The 17292-nt window shown below is 72.0% G+C and carries 21 protein-coding genes; 12 read left to right on the top strand and 9 right to left on the bottom strand.

The window, feature by feature from the left end; genetic code table 11:
* Positions 1-192: 192 nt before the first annotated feature.
* Entirely contained in the window at positions 193-807 is a 615-nt protein-coding gene (locus tag NIE111_RS04740; protein ID WP_266303981.1) for a TIGR03086 family metal-binding protein, read from the bottom strand.
* 31 nt (positions 808-838) lie between these two features.
* Between NIE111_RS04740 and NIE111_RS04735 the strand changes: the two genes are divergently transcribed.
* A complete protein-coding gene (locus tag NIE111_RS04735) occupies positions 839-1666 on the top strand; it encodes a helix-turn-helix domain-containing protein (RefSeq protein ID WP_238683211.1) in 828 nt (275 codons plus the stop codon).
* 14 nt (positions 1667-1680) lie between these two features.
* Here NIE111_RS04735 and NIE111_RS04730 read toward each other — a convergent pair whose 3' ends face one another.
* Genes NIE111_RS04730 through NIE111_RS04705 form a run of 6 tightly spaced genes read right to left on the bottom strand, consistent with a single transcriptional unit; the run spans position 1681 to position 7278 of the window.
* Complete coding sequence (locus tag NIE111_RS04730; RefSeq protein ID WP_238683210.1) at positions 1681-3210, bottom strand: SpoIIE family protein phosphatase; 1530 nt, start codon at positions 3208-3210, stop codon at positions 1681-1683.
* Positions 3211-3223: 13 nt separating this feature from the next.
* A complete protein-coding gene (locus NIE111_RS04725) occupies positions 3224-4549 on the bottom strand; it encodes a sensor histidine kinase (RefSeq protein WP_238683253.1) in 1326 nt (441 codons plus the stop codon).
* 32 nt (positions 4550-4581) lie between these two features.
* On the bottom strand, positions 4582-5595 hold the full coding sequence (locus NIE111_RS04720; protein ID WP_238683252.1) for a SpoIIE family protein phosphatase: 1014 nt from the start codon (positions 5593-5595) through the stop codon (positions 4582-4584).
* Positions 5592-6011, bottom strand: a complete 420-nt coding sequence (locus NIE111_RS04715; protein ID WP_238683209.1) for an anti-sigma regulatory factor — start codon at positions 6009-6011, stop codon at positions 5592-5594. Before NIE111_RS04715 ends, NIE111_RS04720 begins: the two co-directional genes overlap by 4 nt.
* Entirely contained in the window at positions 6008-6418 is a 411-nt protein-coding gene (locus NIE111_RS04710) for an STAS domain-containing protein (protein ID WP_196920595.1), read from the bottom strand. The genes NIE111_RS04715 and NIE111_RS04710 overlap by 4 nt, the downstream gene beginning before the upstream one ends.
* Positions 6418-7278, bottom strand: coding sequence for an STAS domain-containing protein (locus NIE111_RS04705; RefSeq protein WP_238683208.1), 861 nt, complete (start codon positions 7276-7278; stop codon positions 6418-6420). The genes NIE111_RS04710 and NIE111_RS04705 overlap by 1 nt, the downstream gene beginning before the upstream one ends.
* Before the next feature lie 163 nt (positions 7279-7441).
* Here NIE111_RS04705 and NIE111_RS04700 point away from each other — a divergent pair, with 163 nt between their 5' ends.
* Complete coding sequence (locus NIE111_RS04700; protein WP_030332365.1) at positions 7442-7798, top strand: STAS domain-containing protein; 357 nt, start codon at positions 7442-7444, stop codon at positions 7796-7798.
* Positions 7799-7811: 13 nt separating this feature from the next.
* On the opposite strand, the gene NIE111_RS04695 is transcribed toward NIE111_RS04700, so the two are convergent.
* Positions 7812-9092 carry an MFS transporter gene (locus NIE111_RS04695; protein WP_372488279.1) on the bottom strand — a complete coding sequence of 427 codons (1281 nt, stop codon included), beginning with the start codon at positions 9090-9092 and terminating at the stop codon, positions 7812-7814.
* 110 nt (positions 9093-9202) lie between these two features.
* On the opposite strand from NIE111_RS04695, the gene NIE111_RS04690 reads away from it, so the two are divergent.
* The 4 genes from NIE111_RS04690 to NIE111_RS04675 all read left to right on the top strand — a co-directional run bounded on the left by NIE111_RS04690 (position 9203) and on the right by NIE111_RS04675 (position 11356).
* Positions 9203-9883 (top strand): FadR/GntR family transcriptional regulator, encoded by a 681-nt coding sequence (locus NIE111_RS04690; protein WP_210786897.1) that lies wholly within the window; start codon positions 9203-9205, stop codon positions 9881-9883.
* 39 nt (positions 9884-9922) lie between these two features.
* Entirely contained in the window at positions 9923-10396 is a 474-nt protein-coding gene (mscL, locus tag NIE111_RS04685; RefSeq protein WP_238683207.1) for a large conductance mechanosensitive channel protein MscL, read from the top strand.
* A gap of 81 nt (positions 10397-10477) precedes the next feature.
* Entirely contained in the window at positions 10478-10729 is a 252-nt protein-coding gene (locus NIE111_RS04680) for a hypothetical protein (protein ID WP_030486188.1), read from the top strand.
* Positions 10730-10984: 255 nt separating this feature from the next.
* Positions 10985-11356: a hypothetical protein gene (locus tag NIE111_RS04675; protein ID WP_238683206.1), complete on the top strand. Its 372-nt coding sequence runs from the start codon at positions 10985-10987 to the stop codon at positions 11354-11356.
* Here the strand turns inward: NIE111_RS04675 and NIE111_RS04670 are convergent.
* Complete coding sequence (locus NIE111_RS04670; protein WP_238683205.1) at positions 11269-12564, bottom strand: benzoate/H(+) symporter BenE family transporter; 1296 nt, start codon at positions 12562-12564, stop codon at positions 11269-11271. The two genes, NIE111_RS04675 and NIE111_RS04670, sit on opposite strands and share 88 nt — an antisense overlap.
* A 55-nt stretch (positions 12565-12619) precedes the next feature.
* On the opposite strand from NIE111_RS04670, the gene NIE111_RS04665 reads away from it, so the two are divergent.
* The 6 genes from NIE111_RS04665 to NIE111_RS04640 all read left to right on the top strand — a co-directional run bounded on the left by NIE111_RS04665 (position 12620) and on the right by NIE111_RS04640 (position 17246).
* Positions 12620-13246, top strand: a complete 627-nt coding sequence (locus tag NIE111_RS04665) for an XRE family transcriptional regulator (RefSeq protein ID WP_238683204.1) — start codon at positions 12620-12622, stop codon at positions 13244-13246.
* Between the two features lie 49 nt (positions 13247-13295).
* Positions 13296-14015 (top strand): PP2C family protein-serine/threonine phosphatase, encoded by a 720-nt coding sequence (locus NIE111_RS04660; protein WP_112586332.1) that lies wholly within the window; start codon positions 13296-13298, stop codon positions 14013-14015.
* 102 nt (positions 14016-14117) lie between these two features.
* Positions 14118-14456, top strand: coding sequence for a PadR family transcriptional regulator (locus tag NIE111_RS04655; protein WP_238683203.1), 339 nt, complete (start codon positions 14118-14120; stop codon positions 14454-14456).
* Entirely contained in the window at positions 14453-15298 is an 846-nt protein-coding gene (locus NIE111_RS04650) for an ABC transporter ATP-binding protein (protein ID WP_238683202.1), read from the top strand. Before NIE111_RS04655 ends, NIE111_RS04650 begins: the two co-directional genes overlap by 4 nt.
* Positions 15295-15987, top strand: coding sequence for an ABC transporter permease (locus NIE111_RS04645; protein ID WP_238683201.1), 693 nt, complete (start codon positions 15295-15297; stop codon positions 15985-15987). Before NIE111_RS04650 ends, NIE111_RS04645 begins: the two co-directional genes overlap by 4 nt.
* An 83-nt stretch (positions 15988-16070) precedes the next feature.
* On the top strand, positions 16071-17246 hold the full coding sequence (locus NIE111_RS04640) for a GNAT family N-acetyltransferase (RefSeq protein ID WP_238683200.1): 1176 nt from the start codon (positions 16071-16073) through the stop codon (positions 17244-17246).
* Positions 17247-17292 lie beyond the last annotated feature (46 nt).

Below are 17292 nucleotides of genomic sequence, written 5' to 3'. Positions count from 1 at the left end.
CAACCCCGCCCCCGCCCCAACCCCGCCCCCACCCCTGCCTCCACCCCTGCCCCACCCCGCCCCCACCTGGTTGATCAAGAGGTTTGCGTCACCAACGTGCCGGAACCTGACGCAAACCTCTTGATCAACCAGGTGGGCGGAAGGCCTTGGGGGTGGGGGTGGGGGTGGGGGTGAGGGCCGGAGGGGTGGGGGTTAGGGGGTTTGGGGCCAGGTGGGGGTGCGGCCGGTTTGGGTCAGGAGGTGGGCCAGGTCGTGGGCCAGATTGGGGGGCAGGTTGGGGGTGGGGTTGGGGGGCAGGTTGGGGGTTGGGGTGGGTAGGGGGTCGGCGAAGACGCCCATCTTGCGGGCGGTGGGACCCAACTGCTCCACCAGCGCATGCAACTCGGCCACCGCCTCCGGGGCTGGGTGGTACGGCTGGCCGGTGGCCACCGCGAGATCCCAGCCGTGCACTGTCAGGTCCAGCAGGGCCATGCCGCCGATGACGGGCTGCGGCATCCCCATGCCCGGCGACACGCCCTCCAGGGTGGACGGATCCGACCAGGCGGTCACCAACCGGCCGGTCTCCACCTCGAAGCGGTCTCGCCAGCCGTCGCCCAGGTGGTCGGGCTTCTCGGCCCACTCCACCTGCCGCTTCTCGGCCAGGTCCTGAAAGTTGACCACCACCTGGAAGAGGTGGTTGAGCAGATCACGGACCAGGTAATCGCTGCACGGGGTGGGCAGGTCCAGCTGGTCGTCGGAGACACCCCGTACGACATCGACGGTTCGCGGCGCGGCGGCCGCCAGCAGCTCGCTAGTCTGAGTGGACATAGGGCCAGCGTATGAGGGTGGTCTTGAACAAATGCGACAGCGACCGCGTGGCGACAGCCGGGGCATTCTCGACCCCGGGCGTCTGCTGCGCGAGATGCGCTTCCGCCGACACCTGCCGGCGGAGTCGCTGCGTCAGTGGGTCGAGCACTACTGGTTGATCGACTGGGCGTTGAGCGCGCCGTTCGAACAGCGGGTCGTGCCGCACCCGGCGGTGAACGTGGTGTTCCGACGGAACGACGACGGGCCCGAGTCCGGCGAGGTGGCCGGGGTGGGCCGCGACCTGTTCCGGATCACGCTCAACGGCACCGGCCGGGTGTCCGGGGTGCAGTTCCGCCCCGGCGGCTTCCACCCGTTCTGGCGCCGCCCGGTCAGTGAGCTGACCGGCCGTAGGGTGCCGCTGCCCACCGGCCGGCTGACCCTCCCGGACGTCCCGGTGAGCGCCGGCACGCCTCCGGGAGCGCCCACCTCGGCGGCCGGCGACGACGAGCGCTGCCGGGCGCTGGACACCCTCCTCACCGCCTGGCAGCCGAAGCCGGACCCGATGGCCGAGGAGGCCGTCCGACTGGCCGAGGCGATCCGTACCGACCGGACGGTGCTGCGCGTCGACGACTTCGCCGCGCGGCACGACGTTCCGGTCCGCCGGTTGCAGCGGCTCTTCCTGGAGTACGTGGGGGTCGGGCCGAAGTGGGTGATCCGCCGCTACCGACTCCAGGAGGCTGTCGAACAGGCCGCCGGTGGCCCGCTGAGCTGGGCTGACCTCGCCGCCGACCTCGGCTACAGCGACCAGGCCCACCTGGTCCGTGACTTCACCGCCGTGGCCGGGGTGTCCCCCGCCGCGTACGCCCGCTCAGTTGGCTGAGGAGAGCTGACAGATCAGCGACGCCGCAGGACGACAACTGCGACGTCGTCCTGGATCTCCGGTGGGGCCAGTTCCACCAGCAGTCGGGCGCAGAACCGGTCCAGGTCACCGTCGACAGTCGCGGCGACGCTGGCCAGCGCGGCGAGCCCTTCGTCGATGGTGGCGTCCCGCCGCTCGATCAGCCCATCGGTGTAGAAGACCAGCGTGGCGCCGGCCGGCACCACGAACTCCAGGTCGTCCGGGCGCGGGGCGCGGACGCCGAGCAGCGGAGCGGAGTGCTGCACGAACTCGACCTTGCCGTCGATGATCATCAGCGGCGGAAGGTGCCCGGCACTGGCCAACCGGACCCGTCCGGTCGGCGGGTGCATCAGCAGTACGCAGAGCGTCGCCAACTCGTTCGGCAGCAGGGTCCGCATCAGCTCGTTGACCCGGTGCAGGATCTCGCCGGGCTGGTGGCCCTCGACCGCGTACGCCCGCACCGCGTGCCGCAGCTCGGCCATCACTGTCGCCGCGTGCAGTGAGTGGCCGGCGACGTCCCCGATCGCGAGCAGCAGGTGCCCGTCGAGCATCACCAGCTCGTAGAAGTCGCCGCCCACCTCGGTCTGCGCGCTGGCCGGCTCGTAGCGCACCGCGAGGTCCAGGCCAGCCACTGTGGGCAGCCCACGCGGGAGCAGGCTGCGTTGGAGGGTGACAGCGATCCGGTGCTCCTCGTCGAACGAGCGCTGCCCCTCCACGGCCGCCGCCACCGCCTGAGCCAACTGCTTGAGCACCGGGGTCCGTGCGGTCTGGGTGGCGGTCGGGACCACCACGTACAGCGGAGCCCGGTCCTCGCGCAGTCGGGCGGCGGCGACTGTCACCGTGTCGTCCGCCGGCCAGTCGACGAGCGCCCAGTTCGCTGGGGTCTCCACCCGGACCGTGGCACCGGTGGGCACACCGGTGTCGTCGACGACCCAGGGCACCACGGTGGCCACCGCGCCGGGACCGGCGCAGACACCCGCGAGGCAGTCGCCGTCGAAGGTTTCGGCGATCACCGCGGCCGGGCTCTTGAAGATCTGCGCGGCGCCCTCGGCTGCGGCCTCCAGCAGGCGCGCGAAGGTCGGCGCCGCGTGCACAGCGACTGTCGTGTCGGCCAACCCGAGCAGCCGCTCGGCGAGCAGTTCGGCGCGCTGGCGGGCCTGGTAGTAGCGCAGCACCGCCCGGGTGGTGGCGATCAGCTCCTCGGGCTCGATCGGCTCGGTCAGGTACGCGTCGGCACCCCGGGTCAGCCCCTGGGCGCGGTCGGCCACGTCCACGGCGTGCGCCGACACGTGGATCACCGGCATCGCCGGGTGCCGCGCCTTGATCTGTTCGCAGACCTCGTAGCCGCTCAGGTCGGGCAGCCGGACGTCGAGGACCACCAGGTCGATCCGGTCCACCTCGACCCGAGCCAACGCCTCGGCGCCGTTCTCGGCCTCCAGCACCGTGAACCCGGAACGGGTCAACCAGCTGACCAGCAGGTAACGCTTGGTACGACTGTCGTCGACCACCAGGATGGTTGTCGGCATGCCGTCCACGCCGTCACGCCCCGCCGACGGGTAGGGAGACGGTGAATGTGCTGCCTTCGCCGGCCGCGCTGGTCAGCTCCAGTGACCCGCCGAGCAGCGTCACCAACCGCCGGGCGTACGGCAGACCGAGGCCGGTGCCGCCGACCCGGGTGGCACCGGGGATCTGGTAGAACTCCTCGAAGATCCGGTCGTGCAGCTCGGGAGCGATGCCCGGCCCGGTGTCGCGGACCTCGAACTGCCAACGGTCGCCGTGTTGGCTGGCCCGCAGGCGCACCTCGCCGCGCTCGGTGAACTTCAACCCGTTGTGCAGCAGGTTGCGCAGCACCTGGCCGAGCAGCACCTCGTCGGTGCGCAGCAGGGCCGGCGCGGCCGGCTCCTCCACTACCAACTCCACCTCGGGGCGGCTGGCCAGCGCGCGCAGCGTGCCGCGCAGTTGACCGAAGACCGGCCGCAGGTCGACCTCGGCCAGCTCCGGCTCGATCCGGCCGGACTCCGCCTTGGCCAGGTCGAGGAGTTCGTTTACCAGGTTGAGCAGGTCCGCCGCCGACGAGCGGATCAGATCGATCTGGCGGCCCTGCTCGTCGGTGAGCGGGTCGGAGGCGGAGTCGGTGAGCAGCCGCCCCAGGCCGATGATCGCGGTGACCGGGGCGCGCAGCTCATGGCTCACATTGGCCAGGAACCGGCTCTTCGACTCACTGGCCGCACGGAGTTGGGCCGACTTCTCGTCCAGCTCGGCGTAGAGGGCGACGACGCCACGGTTGGTCTCCTCCAACTCCTCGGTGAGCTGGTTGTAGAGCGCCAGCACGCCGCGGTTGGTCTCGGCCAGCTCCTCGTTCAGCACGGCCAGCTCGTCGCGCTGACTGCGCACCTCGTCGAGTGCGGCGATGAGCTGCCCGTTCTGCACTGTCAACTCGTCCAGCGCACTGGCCGGCGCGGTGCGGCCGAGTTCGGTACGGAACTCGGCCAGCCGCTCCGGGGTCGGCGTCGGCGCGTTGGCCGGGACTCGTCGGGACATCCGTACGACCGTAACCCCCTCGACGGTCGACACGCTCAGTGTGTCGACCAGTCGGGACACCGCGCCGGACTGCGGTTGGTAGCGATCGTCGGGCAGCGGGGACACCGGGGCCAGGTCGGCGCGCAGGTGGAAGCGGCCGTCGGCACCCGCGTCGACGTGGAAGGAGACATCGGCACCGCCGACTGTCCGCAGCAGATCCCGGGCGACCTCGCTGAGCGCGGTGGCGATCCGCACCTGGTCCTGGTGTTCGAGGCCGACCACAGCGGCCACCTCGCGCCCCCGCTGACGGATCACGAAGATGTCCTGCTCGACCCGCAGCGCCATCTGGAGCAGCGGCAGCGCTGCCGGCTCTCCGCTCACGCCCACGACCTCGCGACCAGTACGCAGGCGTCGTCACGTCGTACACCGGCGTCCCGGAGCAGGGTCGCCGCCATGATCAGCGGGGATCGCTCCGCCAGGCCCGGGTAGTCGGTCATCCGCCACCGGTCGACCACCCCGTCGCTGTGCATCACCAGCCGGGCGCCGGGACCGAACGGGTAGTCGTACTCCCGGATCGTCGGCCGTTGGTGGCCGGCGATGCCGGGCAGCGACACCAGCCCTCGACGGCGGCCGTCACCCTCGACGACCACGCCGGCGATGTTGCCCAGGCCGGCGTAGTGCAGCACGCCGGCCTCCGGCATCAGCTCGCCGACGGCGAGCGCGGCGCCCCGGGTGTGCGACATGCTCCGGTGCAGGTGACCGACCACCATCGCCGGTGGGCCGGCCGGGGCGTCGCGGAACGCGGCCAGCGCCGCCTCGGTGGCGGCTCCGGCCAGCGGGCCGTGCCCCAACCCGTCGCTCACCAGCACCTGGTGCCGCCCGTCGACGACCCGCACGGCGTAGCCGTCGCCGCTGATCGTCTCGCCGGTCAGCGGTCGGGTGAGAGCGCCGGCCCAGGACGGCCGAGCCGGCTCGGCCGGCCAGACCTGCACGGCGAGGACGGTGCCCCGGCCCGGCAGCGAGTATCCGTCGAACCAGCTGGCCTGCCGGACGATGGCGCCCAGACCGATGCCGAGTGTGCCGGTGGTGGAGTGCCCGTCCTGGGACGAGACGGTCAGGTCGGCCATGCCGGGCCCGGAGTCGATTGCCACCAACTCCACCCCGGCCTGCCCGGCGCGGCGTACCGGCCGGAGCAGCAGGACACCGTCGTCGGCGTGCTTCACCAGGTTGCTGGTCAGCTCGGCGGCGACGATGGCCAGGTCGGCGATGCGCGCCTCGCCCATCTCCACCTGCGCGCCGAGACGTTCGGCGGCACGCCGGACGGCACTCGCCGCGCTGCTGGCCTCCACCCGGAACCAGATGCCACTGTCGGTGACCGCGTCGGCGTTCACCTGGACCACTTGGTGACCGTGATCCGCGTACCGGTCTCCGCTGACGTCTCGATCTCGAACTCGTCGACCAGGCGTCGTGATCCACTGAGCCCGAGGCCGAGGCCACCGCCGCTGGTGTAGCCGTCGGTCATCGCCAGGTTCAGGTCGGCGATGCCCGGCCCGGAGTCGGCGAACACGATCTGCACGCCCTTGCGTCGGCCGTTGTCCACGACAGTCACCTCGACCGAACCGCCGCCGCCGTACACCAGGGTGTTGCGGGCCAACTCGCTCGCAGCGGTGACCACCTTGGTCTGGTCGACGAGGGACAGCTTGCTGGCCACCGCCACGGCGCGGACCAGCTGCCGGACGCGCACCACGTCCTCATCGCTGCGGACCGACTGCGCCTGTGGCTGGCCCAGGTCGATGCCCGCGGTCACGGCGTGGCCGTCTCGGCGTCCGGATCGTCGTCGAGCTGGTAGTCGAGCTCGTCGGCGTGGGCCGCCGCGATCAGCTCCATGCCACGCTCCACGTTCAGCGCGGTACGGATGCCGTTCAGCGACAGCCCGAGTTCGACAAGGGTGATGGCGACAGCCGGACGCATGCCGACCACCACCGTCTCCGCGTCCAGCACCTTGGAGATCGACGCGATGGTGGAGAGCATCCGCCCGACGAAGGAGTCGACGATGTCCAGTGCCGTGATGTCGATGATGACGCCGTGGCAGCCGGTCGCGACGATCCGCTCGGCCAGGTCCTCCTGGAGCGCGACCGCCGTCTGGTCGGACATGTCGAGCTGAATCGAGACGAGCAGGATGTCCCCGATCTTGAGGATCGGCACCCTCTCCATCAGGCGTCCCGACGCGGCTGGCGGCGAGCGGTCTCCACCCCGTTGAGCCGCAGCACGTGGCGCAGCGCGTCGGCGAGGCTCGCCTTGGTGGCGATGTCGCCGAACTCGATGCCGAGCGCCACGATGGTCTGCGCGATCTGCGGACGGATGCCGGAGATGATGCAGTCGGCGCCCATCAGCCGGGCGGCCACGACGGTCTTCAGGATGTGCTGGGCGACCTGGGTGTCCACCGCCGGCACGCCGGTGATGTCGATGATCGCGTACGGCGAGCTGGTGTCGACAAGGGTCTGGAGCAGCCGCTCCATGACGACCTGGGCCCGGGCCGAGTCCAGGGTGCCGACCAGCGGCACGGCGACGACGCCCTCCCAGAGCTTGACCACCGGCGTGGAGAGCTCGAGCAGCTGCTCGGCCTGATCGGCGATCAGGCTCTCCCGGGTGCGAACGAAGCTCTCGAACGTGAACAGGCCCATCTCGTCGACCAGCTTCGAGAAGGCGACGAAGTCCTGGAGCGCTTTCGGGCCGCCGGTCTCCTGCACCAGCTCGGCCAGCACGTCCTTCAGCGCGAAGATGCTGATCGTGGTCTCGGTGGCGGAGAAACCCTGCCGGGCCCGGCCACGGGACAGCTCGGAGAGCGCGGCGCGCAGCTCGGCAGCGCCGTCGGCGGCCAGGTCGATGGTGCCCTGCTGGCCGGTGGCGACGATGGCGCGGTGCAGGTCCTGGACCTGTCGGCGCAGCTCCGCCTGGCTCAGCCGGCCTCGCAACGAACTGGTGACGATCTCGGTCCACCGAGTCGTGACCCGTTCGTCCTGCCCGCTCAGCAGCGCGGCGAGCCGACCACTTTCTTCGGTGCTCAACGCCATTTCGAACCCCCTTGACCTGGACCGGGCGGACTCTATCACCGGGGTCTGATCAACTACTTGCCCCGTAGCAACGGAATGACGATGGCCACCGGATCACGGCTCCCGTTCTACCTCTGACCATGGTCGTGGGATACCGTTCCCCCGATAACAGGAGGTCTGGCGAATGTCGTTGACGGTGCACACGGAACAACGCGGCGACGTGGTCGTCGTGGCGGTCGCGGGCGAGCTGGACATGGCCACCGCACCGCAGCTTCAGGACCAGATCACCGACCTGCTCGACAAGGGCCGCAACCGGCTGGTGTTCGACCTGGCAGACGTCTCGTTCTGCGACTCGACCGGTCTGTCGGTCTTCGTCCGCGCCAAGAACAGCTGCGACGAGGCTGGCGGCGTGGTCCGGCTGGCCGCCCCGCAGCGCGGCGTGCTGCGCATCCTCGAGGTGAGCGGGCTGGTCGAGGTGCTGCACACCTACCCGACGGTGGATGAGGCAGTCGCCGGCGAACCGACGCCGGCTTCCTCCTGACCGTCAGCGTGCGTCACTCGTCCTCGACGTAACGAGGACGAGCGATCGCCATGCCCGCCGTCGTCTGCACGGCCAGGGCGCCCAACAGGAACCCGATCGGCGCGGTCCAGCCGCCGGTGGCCTCGTAGAGGATGCCGACCATCAGCGGGCCGAGGGCGGCGATCACGTACCCGGTGCTCTGCGCGAACGCGGAGAGCGCGACAGTGCCCTCGGCGGTTCGGGCGCGAAGGCCGATGGCGGTCAGGATCATCGGGAACGCGCCCTGACCGATCGCCAGCAGGGCGACCCAGAGCAGCGCGGCACCGTGCGGTGCGAACGCCAACCCCAGGTAGGCCAGCGCCGACGCGGTGGTCAGCCCGAGCACCAGCGGTCGCAGGCTGCCGAGCCGACCGGCCAGGGTGGGCATCAGCAGCGCGATCGGCACGCCGAGCGCGGTCACCCCGGCGAGCAGCAGCCCAGCCGACTCCGGCTGGTAACCGGCGTCGCGGAACAGTTGGGCCAGCCAGCCCATGATCGCGTACCCACTGAGCGACTGCGCCCCGAAGTAGACGGCCATCGCCCAGCCGAGCCGGGTCCGCGCCGGCCGGACCCGCACCGGCGTGGCGACGACCGCCGTCGGGGTCGCCCGCCGCGCCGCGGCGCGGGTCCGCAGTGCCAGCGGCACCCACGGGAGTACGGCCACCGCTGCCATCGCGGCCCAGACGCCGAGCCCGGCCCGCCACGACCCGAAGGCGTGCGCGATCGGCACCGCGGAGGCGGCGGCCACAGTCGTGCCCACTGTCAACGCCATCGTGTACGCCCCGGTGACCAGGCCGGTGCGGTGCGGGAAGTGCTGCTTGACCAGCATCGGCAGCAGGATGTTGGCGACCGCGATGCCGGACAGCGCCAGCGCGCTGGTGAGTACGAAGATCAAGGCCGAGTCGGTGACGACCCGGAGTACCTGGCCCACGGCGAGGGCGAACATGGCGACCACCAGCACCCGGGCCGGTGCCACCCGGCGGACCAGCCACGGGGTGAGCGCGCCGAGGCCGGCGAACGCGATGGTCGGCAGGGTGGTGACCAGGCCGGCGGTGACGCCGGAGAGGCCCAGCCCGTCGCGGACCTCGTCGAGCAGCGCCCCGAGGCTCGTCACCACTGCGCGCAGGTTGAGCGCGACCAGCAGCATCCCGACCAGCACCAGCGCGCCACCGGTCGCCGGGTGCGTCCGCCGGCCGGTGCCGGGGTCCCGCGTCGGGCGAGGGTCGACGGCGACGGGGGCGGGCAGCGGCGGAGCGGCGGTTGGTGGCGGGGTCATGACCTCTAACCTACAATCATGGGATGAATTTGGGACCGGTGATGTAACCAGTGCCACCGTCTGTTGATTTCCCCTCCGCGCCGCCGGCGCCCCCCAGCGGCCAGCCAGCCGTGCCGCCCCACAGCCAGCCAGCCGTGCCGCCTCGCGGCCACCGGGTCCGGCAGACCACCGAGCAGCTCCGCGCCCGGATCCTGGGCGGCGAATGGCCCGTCGGCGGGCGCATCCCCACCGAGCCACAACTGGTCGCCGCGCTGGGCGTCGGGCGCAACACGGTCCGCGAGGCGGTCCGCGCCCTGGTGCACGCCGGGGTGCTGGAGTGCCGGCAGGGCTCCGGCACCTACGTGGTGTCCACCGACGAACTGGCACCGGTGGTCGCCCGCCGACTCGGCGACGACCGGATGACCGAGGTCATCGAGGTACGCCGCGCCTTCGAGGTGGAGGCCGCCCGGCTCGCCGCGTTGCGGCGTACCCCGGAGGACCTGGCGGCGCTCGACGGCGCGCTCGCCCAGCGCGAGGCCGCCTGGCACGGCGGCCGGGTCGACGCGTTCGTCGAGGCCGACGCGGCACTGCACACGGCGGTGGTCGCCGCCGCGCACAACGCCATGCTCGCCGAGCTGTACGCCTCGGTGGGCACCGCCCTGCGCAGCACTGTCGCCCAGGCCATGGGCGGGGAGCTCACCCCCGAGCGCTACGTCGATCACACCCGACTGGTCGAGGCCATCCGGGCCGGCGATCCCGGCCGGGCGGCGCTCGAAGCCGGCGCTTTTCTGGAACCCGCCGAACGGGCATAGGTTGTGCCCGACAGAAAAGCGGACACCTCGGGAGTACGAATGCTCAAGGGCTTCAAAGACTTCATCATGCGCGGCAACGTCGTCGACCTGGCGGTCGGTGTCGTCATCGGCGCCGCGTTCACGGGCGTGGTCACCCAGCTCACCAAGTCGTTCCTCGACCCGCTGATCCGGGTCTTCGTGCTGCTCATCACCGGTAGCGACAAGGGCCTGGCCGGCACGGCACCCAGCTTTCGCGGCATCTCGTTCGACTGGATCGCCTTCGTCAACGCGGTAATCACCTTCCTGCTGACCGCGCTGGCGCTCTACTTCCTTGTCGTCTACCCGATGAACCGGCTGGCCGAGCGGCGCAAGCGGGGCGAGGAGCCGCCGCCCTCGGCGCCGAGCGAGGAGGTCAAGCTGCTCACCGAGATCCGGGACGCCCTGGTCTCCGCCGGCCACACCACCCCCGGCCAGCAGCGTGGGGCGCTGGACGACGTGCTGGGCCGCCGCCCCGAGCCGCCGACGCAGCGCTGACCCGAACGGATGCACATCGGCCCCTGCGGGATTCCCGCAGGGGCCGCACCTTCTCGTACGTGTGTTCGATAGAGTCCCGCCATGGAGCAGCGAAAGCACTGGTGGAACGGGAAGTGGGGGCGGCTGGCCCGGCGGGACGTCTTCCTGCGGGTGGACGCCGACCGGTGGCACGTCGAGCAGCGGGCCGGCGGCGCCGAGGGCATCTCCCGTTTCTACGAGTACGGCAGTGCGGACGAGGCCGAGGACACCGTCCGGGCGCTGCTCGACGGCCCGGACACCTGGCGGGAGCTGTCCCCCCGCCCGCCCGGCGGCTGGACCCTCCCGAACAGCTGAGTGGGCGGGTGCAGCAGACAGTGCGGGGGCCCTTCGTCCGCCACCGTGGCTCCGCCTCCCGGTGGCGGTACTGCTCTTTACGGTGATGACTCTGAGGCATATTGATGCCACACAGTCATCACGCTCTCCGGCCCATCGCCTCGAACCACTGCCACTACCCCATCGGCGAGCGGGCCAAGCGACGCGCGCCAGCGAAGCGGCGGCGCCTGCGAGCGACGGCGTTTAGCGGCGCGCCGCCCTGGGAACCGCAGCGGGATGGACCAGCAGGACGAGCAGCAGGCGACCATCTCGCGGATCACCACCGGGATGCCGGTGATCGACTCAGCTGGCACGGAGGTCGGCACCGTGGACCTCGTCCAGCGGGGTGACCCGAACGCGGTGACAGTCCAGACACCGACCGCCGACCCGGGCAGCAGCTTGGACGAGCTGATCGAGGCGACCGCGGTCGAGGAGCCGGACGTTCCGGCCGATCTGGCGGCGCGGCTGCTGCACAGCGGCTATCTGAAGGTCTCGACCGACCTGACCCGCACCGGCGCGGTCTACGTACCGGCCGACCGGATCGGGTCGGTGGCCGACGGCCGGGTCTTGCTGGCCGTCGGGGTGGCCGAACTGCCGCCCGAGGAGTGACCCAGCCGCCCTTCCCGCGCGGCGGGGATGGGCTGGTCCGGCCCGGCAGGGGCGGGTTGGCGGCGGTGGAAGAGCAGCAGCATCAGGCAGCCCGCGACCAGGCCCCAGAACGCGCCGCCCACGCCGATCAGCGTCACCCCGGACGCGGTCACCACGAAGGTGACCACGGCTGCCTCCCGGGTCGCCGGGTCGGTCACCGCCGAAGCGAGCGCGGTGGCGAGGGCGCCCAGTAGCGCCAGCCCGGCGACCACCTCGATGAGGATCGGTGGGGCGACCGCCACCAGCGTGGTGGCCACGCCAGCGCCGAGGCCGAGCACGGCCAGCCCAGCGCCTGCGGTGACCGAGGCGATCCATCGGCGCTCCGGGTCGGGGTGCGCGTCGGGACCGGCGGCCAGCGCGGCGGTGATCGCCGCGAGGTTCACCGCGTGCCCGCCGGCCGGGGCGGCGAGCAGACTGGCCAGGCCGGTGGTCCGCAGCGCGGCGCCGAACGGCGGCCGGTAGCCGTAGCCGACCAGCACGGCCATGCCGGGTACGTTCTGCGCGGCCATGGTGACCAGGAACAGCGGCAGGGCCAGACCGACCAGTGCTGACGCGTTCCAGGCCGGCGCGGTCAGCGTGACCGACGGGATCAGCGCGGCACCGGTCAGGCCGGTCGGCGGTGCGGTCAGTGCGATCGCCGCCACGGCCACCACCAGCGCACCTGGCACTGCCCAGCGTCGGGCGAACCGGTGCAGCAGCAGCCAACCGACCACCACCGATCCGGCCACCACCGGCAGCTCGACCAGCGCGCGGACCGGGGCGGTGCACAGCGGCAGCAGTACCCCGGCGAGCATCGCGCCGGCCACCGGCTTGGGGATGGCGGCCACCGCACGGCCGAGCGGTGGGAACAACCCGGCCGCGACGATCAGCACACCGGAGACGAGGAAGGCGCCCACCGCCACCGGCCATCCGCCCGGCGGCGGACCGGTCGCCACCAGCAGCGCCGCGCCCGGAGTGGACCAGGCCACGCTCATCGGTATCCGGTACCGCAAGCCCAGCCAGGCGGCGGCGAGCCCACTCGCCACGCAGAGAGCGAGCAGGCCGGAGGCGGCCTGCGCGTCCGACGCGCCCGCCGCTCGGAGCCCGGCCAGCACGACTGTGAACGAGCTGGCGAAGCCGACCAGCGCGGTCACCACCCCCGCCAGCACCGGTTGCACGCGACCGGACACTCCACCCTCCCGACTGTTCCGTTTACGGAACGGAAGCGTGTAGCACGATAGCCGGGTGCCGCACCCACCACCAGCCCCGCGCCCGGGCCTCGACGTGGATCCCGCCGTCGTCGGGCGCCGGGTCCGTGCCCTGCGCGAGGAGCAGGGGATCTCGCTGTCCACACTCGCCCGGCTCGCCGGTGTCGGAAAGGCCACCCTCTCCGGCCTGGAGCACGGCACCCGCAACCCGACCCTGGAGACGCTCTGGGCGGTCACCGCGCAGCTCGGCGTACCGCTGACGGCCGTACTGGCGGAGCCGGCCGCCGGGCCCACCGTGCACGGCACCGCCGTCACCGCCACCCTGCTGGAGGTCTTCACCGACACCGACGCGACCTACGAGCTGTACCGGATGCGGGTCGCGCCCGGCCCCGGGCAGCTCTCCCCCGCCCACCCGGCGGGGGTGACCGAGCACGTCACCGTGTTCGCCGGGGTGCTGCGCGCCGGGCCGGCCGACGCACCGCTGACCGCCCCGGCCGGCGGTCACCTCCGCTGGGTGTCGGACGTGCCACACAGCTACGCGGCGGTGGGTGACGACGAGGTCGCCGCGAGCCTGCTGCTGCGCTATCCGCGCCGCGGAGACCCCGCCGAACGGTCACGGACCGTCGACCCCGTCGACGAAAATCGCAATCATTTCTCGACCTAGGTAGGAGGCGTAGAGACGAATGCGGGTTGTTCTTGGCAAGCTTGTCCCCATGACGCTGATCCTCCGCTCGGTCATCCTCAACGACATCGGCTTGGTGCGCACCAACAACGAGGACTCCGCCCTCGCCGGTGACCGCCTGATCGCCGTCGCCGACGGCATGGGCGGGCTGCCTGCGGGCGAGGTGGCGAGCGAGATCGTGATCCGGATTTTGGACGAGCTGGCTCCGCCCACCGACCCCGACGGCGCCGCCGACGCGCTGCGTGCCGTGGTCAGCACCGCCAACCAGCGCATCCACGCCGCCATCACCGTCGACCCGAGCCGGGACGGCATGGGTACGACGCTCACGGCGGCGCTGCTGGCCGGGGAGACGCTGGTGCTGGCCCAGGTGGGCGACTCCCGCTGCTACCTGCTGCGCGAGGGGGAGCTGACCCAGCTCACCCGGGACGACACGTTCGTACAGGCGCTCGTCGATCAGGGCACCCTCTCTCCCGAGCAGGCCCGCCACCACCCGCAGCGGTCCCTGGTGACCCGGGCCGTGCAGGGCGCCGACACCCCACCCGCGGTCGGGGTGCTCACAGTGGTCCCCGGTGACCGGCTGCTGCTGTGCAGCGACGGGCTCTCCGACTACGTCGAGGACGAGGCCATCGCCGCCGCCCTGGGCATGTACGCCGACCGCCAGCAGTGCGGCGAGCAGTTGGTGAAGCTGGCCCACCACGCCGGCGCGCCGGACAACGTCACAGTCGTGGTCTCCGACGTCGTCGCCCGCTGACCCGTACGGCTCGCTCGGCGGCTCACCCGGACCGACTGGTTCGGGCTCCGCTGCCACAGTAGGTGGTTGTGCCATCTAGCTAGCGCCGCTACTGTCCGACGCGTGGATTCCGACCGGCGTGGGCAGTGGCTGCGGGGGGTGCTCGACATCTGCGTCCTGGCCCTGCTGTCCAACGGCGAGTCCTACGGCTACCAGCTCGCCCAGGCGCTCGACGCGGCGGGCGTCGGGCCGATCCAGGGCGGCACGCTCTACCCCGTGCTGCTGCGCCTACAGAAGACCGGCCTGGTGACCGCGCAGTGGCGGGAGGGCAGCGCCGGGCCAGCCCGCAAGTACTACCGGCTCACCGACGACGGGCACGCGGCACTCCGCGCCGGCGGCAGCGCCTGGCTCACCTTCGTCCGGCCGGTGAACGACATCGTCACGAAGGGGGTCAGCCGGTGAACGCCGACGATTGGCTGCGTACGCTCACAGCCGAGCTGCACCAGCGCCGGGTCGCGGCGGACGCCGCACGGCACGTGGTCGCCGAGGCCGCCACGCACCTACGCGAGGGCGGCGGCGACCCCTGGGTCGTCTTCGGCCCACCCCAGCAGTACGCGGGTGCCGTCGTGGAGAGCATCGGCACCGCGCCCGGACCGCGCCCCGGCCCGGTCCGGTTGCACGCCGCGGGCATCACCAAGCGGTACGGACGGCGAACCGTGCTGCGCGACGCCACGCTGACCGTCCGGGCCGGACAGATCGCCGCAGTCGTCGGCGCGAACGGCTGCGGCAAGAGCACCTTCCTCCGGATCTGCGCCGGCCTCATGTCACCGGACGCCGGTGAGGTGACCGTCTCCGGGCGGCTCGGCTACTGCCCGCAGTCCGGCGGCACCTCCGACTTCCTGCTCGCCGACGAGCACTTCGTGCTGATCGGCGCCGGCCAGGATGTGGCCCGGGGCCCGGCCCGCCGCGCCGGTCGGGCGGCGGCCCGGCAGCTCGGCTGGGAAGCGGGCGGCGACGTGCAGGCCCGCCACCTCTCCGGCGGCACCCGACAGAAGCTCAACCTGACCATGTCCACGCTCAGCGCCCCCGACGTGCTGCTGCTCGACGAGCCGTACCAGGGATTCGACCAGGGCACGTACGTCAACTTCTGGGACCAGCTCAGCAGGTTGCGCGACGCCGGCACCGCCATCGTCGTGGTGACCCACCTGCTCAACCAACTCGACCGGGTGGACATCGTGCTCGACCTGACCCCGGCACACGAGACCCTGCGGCACGCGCCCGGCATCCAGGGAGGCCGCCCGTGAACCGGCTCGTCACCGTCGCCGAGATGACACTGCGGGAGTTGCTGCGGCGTCGAGGCGTACTCCTGCTGTTGTTGTTGATGCCGTTGACCTTCTACCTGATCCGGCGGGACGCCTACCTCGGGCAGTCGGTTCGCTCGCTGCTGCTCGGCGTGGGCTGGGCGGTGAGCACCGCCGCGCTGTTCGCCACGACCGCGGCCCGCGAGTTGGAGCCGAGGCTGCGGCTGGCCGGCTACCGCCCACACCACCTCTACCTCGGTCGGATGCTCGGTCTGTGGACGGTGGGGCTGGTCATCTCCGTACCCTTCTTCCTGCTCCCGATGATCGACGGCGCGGACCTGCGGTACGGCGGCCTGGCGGCGGCGCTGCTCTGTTCCGTCGCGGTGGCGGCGCCGTTCGGGATGCTGATCGGTGCGCTGCTGCCCCGCGAGTTGGAGGGCACGCTGCTGCTGCTCACAGTGGTGACGGTGCAGATGCTGATCGACCCGGCCGGGTCCGGGGCGAGGTTGACGCCGTTCTGGTCGAGCCGGGAGATCGCCACCTGGACTGTCGACAACACCGACCAGGGCTATCTCTTCCGTGGCCTGCTGCACGGGCTCGTCGTCACCGCCCTGCTGACCCTGGGCGTGGCTGCGGTGGCCAGCGTCCGCCTGCGCCGCCGTCGCCACCTGCGGCACCTGCCGGTCGGCTGACCGCCGCACCGGCCGCGGATCGGGCCAATCCGGTTGCTGCGACCCGCGCGGCGGGTTGAGATAGGCGAATGACCATTCGCCGGGTGACCGACGACGACCGTCTCACCACCAGCTTCCCGCTGGCCGCGTACGCCTTCGAGTCCTCGCCGCTCAGCGCTGCCCGCACCGCCGAGTTCCGCGACTACCTGCCCTACAACCAGGGCAACCGGACGCTGATCGCCGAGGAGGACGGCACCACGTTGGCCGCCGTCTCGGCCATCCCGATGCGACAGAACCTGCGCGGGGTGGTGCTGCCGATGGCCGGTGTCGCCGGGGTGGCGACCCATCCGCTGGCCCGCCGGCAGGGGCACGTCCGGACGCTGCTGCACCAACTCCTCGACGAGATGCGCGACGAGGGCCACCCGCTCAGCGCGCTCTATCCGTTCCGGCCCAGCTTCTACGCCCGGTTCGGCTACGTCGGGCTGCCCAAGCCGCGCCGGGTCACCTTCACCCCGGCCAACCTGGGTTCGCTGCTCCGGGTGGACCTGCCCGGCGAGGTCGGCTGGGAACGCGTCGCCGCCGGCTATCCGGCGTGGCGGGCGTTCACCGAGCGCAACCTCCAGGAACGACACGGCTTCGCGATCTTCCCGGACCACCGGGCGGTCGGGATGCGTGACCGTGACGAGTACTGGCTGCTCACCGCCCGGGTCGGCGGGGAGGTCACCGGCGCGGTGACGTACCGGATCGACGAACACGGCGGCACGCTGCACGGCAACGAGCTGCTTGTCACCGACCCGCTCGCGCGGACGCTGCTGTTGCAGTTCTTCGCCCGGCACGTCGACCAGATCGAGCGGATCACCGTTCAGGTTCCGCCGGACGAGTTGCCCGAGCTGTGGATGACCGACCTGGACGTGCACGTCGAGGCCCGTACGGCAGTGCCGGGTTCGTCCGCGCCGATGGCCCGGCTGCTGTCGCTGGACGCGTTGAGCGGGCTGCCCGCCGGCCCGGGCCGGGTGCGGATCGAGCTGACCGGGGACCGCTGGCTGGCCGGCACCCACCTGCTCGACGGCACGACCGGAGCGCTGGAACTGGTCGACGACACCACCGGCCGCGCGCCGACCGCCACGCTCACCGCCGCCGGGCTCTCCGCCCTCGCGTACGGGGTGCTGGACCCGGCCGAGCTGCCGCTACGCGGTCTGGGTGAGGTGCCGGTGGACGCCGCCACGGAGCTGCGCGGCCTGTTCCCCCGCCGAGTGCCGTACCTCTTCGCCGACTTCTGAGCCCGGTTTGCCGCCGGGGCCCACCGCGTGGCGGGCGGCGCGCGGC

The sequence above is a fragment of the Micromonospora hortensis genome, from assembly GCF_022230935.1.
In the GTDB taxonomy this organism is placed as follows: Bacteria; Actinomycetota; Actinomycetes; order Mycobacteriales; family Micromonosporaceae; genus Micromonospora; species Micromonospora hortensis.
The sequence above is the reverse complement of the archived record's forward strand: the minus strand, read 5'-3'. Positions and strand labels throughout refer to the sequence as shown.

Coding starts and splice junctions, on each gene's coding strand:
- NIE111_RS04740 (WP_266303981.1), bottom strand. CDS start 807: ATGTCCACTCAGACTAGCGAGCTGCTGGCGGCCGCCGCGCCGCGAACC.
- NIE111_RS04735 (WP_238683211.1), top strand. CDS start 839: ATGCGACAGCGACCGCGTGGCGACAGCCGGGGCATTCTCGACCCCGGG.
- NIE111_RS04730 (WP_238683210.1), bottom strand. CDS start 3,210: ATGCCGACAACCATCCTGGTGGTCGACGACAGTCGTACCAAGCGTTAC.
- NIE111_RS04725 (WP_238683253.1), bottom strand. CDS start 4,549: ATGGCGCTGCGGGTCGAGCAGGACATCTTCGTGATCCGTCAGCGGGGG.
- NIE111_RS04710 (WP_196920595.1), bottom strand. CDS start 6,418: ATGGAGAGGGTGCCGATCCTCAAGATCGGGGACATCCTGCTCGTCTCG.
- NIE111_RS04705 (WP_238683208.1), bottom strand. CDS start 7,278: ATGGCGTTGAGCACCGAAGAAAGTGGTCGGCTCGCCGCGCTGCTGAGC.
- NIE111_RS04700 (WP_030332365.1), top strand. CDS start 7,442: ATGTCGTTGACGGTGCACACGGAACAACGCGGCGACGTGGTCGTCGTG.
- NIE111_RS04695 (WP_372488279.1), bottom strand. CDS start 9,092: ATGACCCCGCCACCAACCGCCGCTCCGCCGCTGCCCGCCCCCGTCGCC.
- mscL (WP_238683207.1), top strand. CDS start 9,923: ATGCTCAAGGGCTTCAAAGACTTCATCATGCGCGGCAACGTCGTCGAC.
- NIE111_RS04680 (WP_030486188.1), top strand. CDS start 10,478: ATGGAGCAGCGAAAGCACTGGTGGAACGGGAAGTGGGGGCGGCTGGCC.
- NIE111_RS04675 (WP_238683206.1), top strand. CDS start 10,985: ATGGACCAGCAGGACGAGCAGCAGGCGACCATCTCGCGGATCACCACC.
- NIE111_RS04660 (WP_112586332.1), top strand. CDS start 13,296: ATGACGCTGATCCTCCGCTCGGTCATCCTCAACGACATCGGCTTGGTG.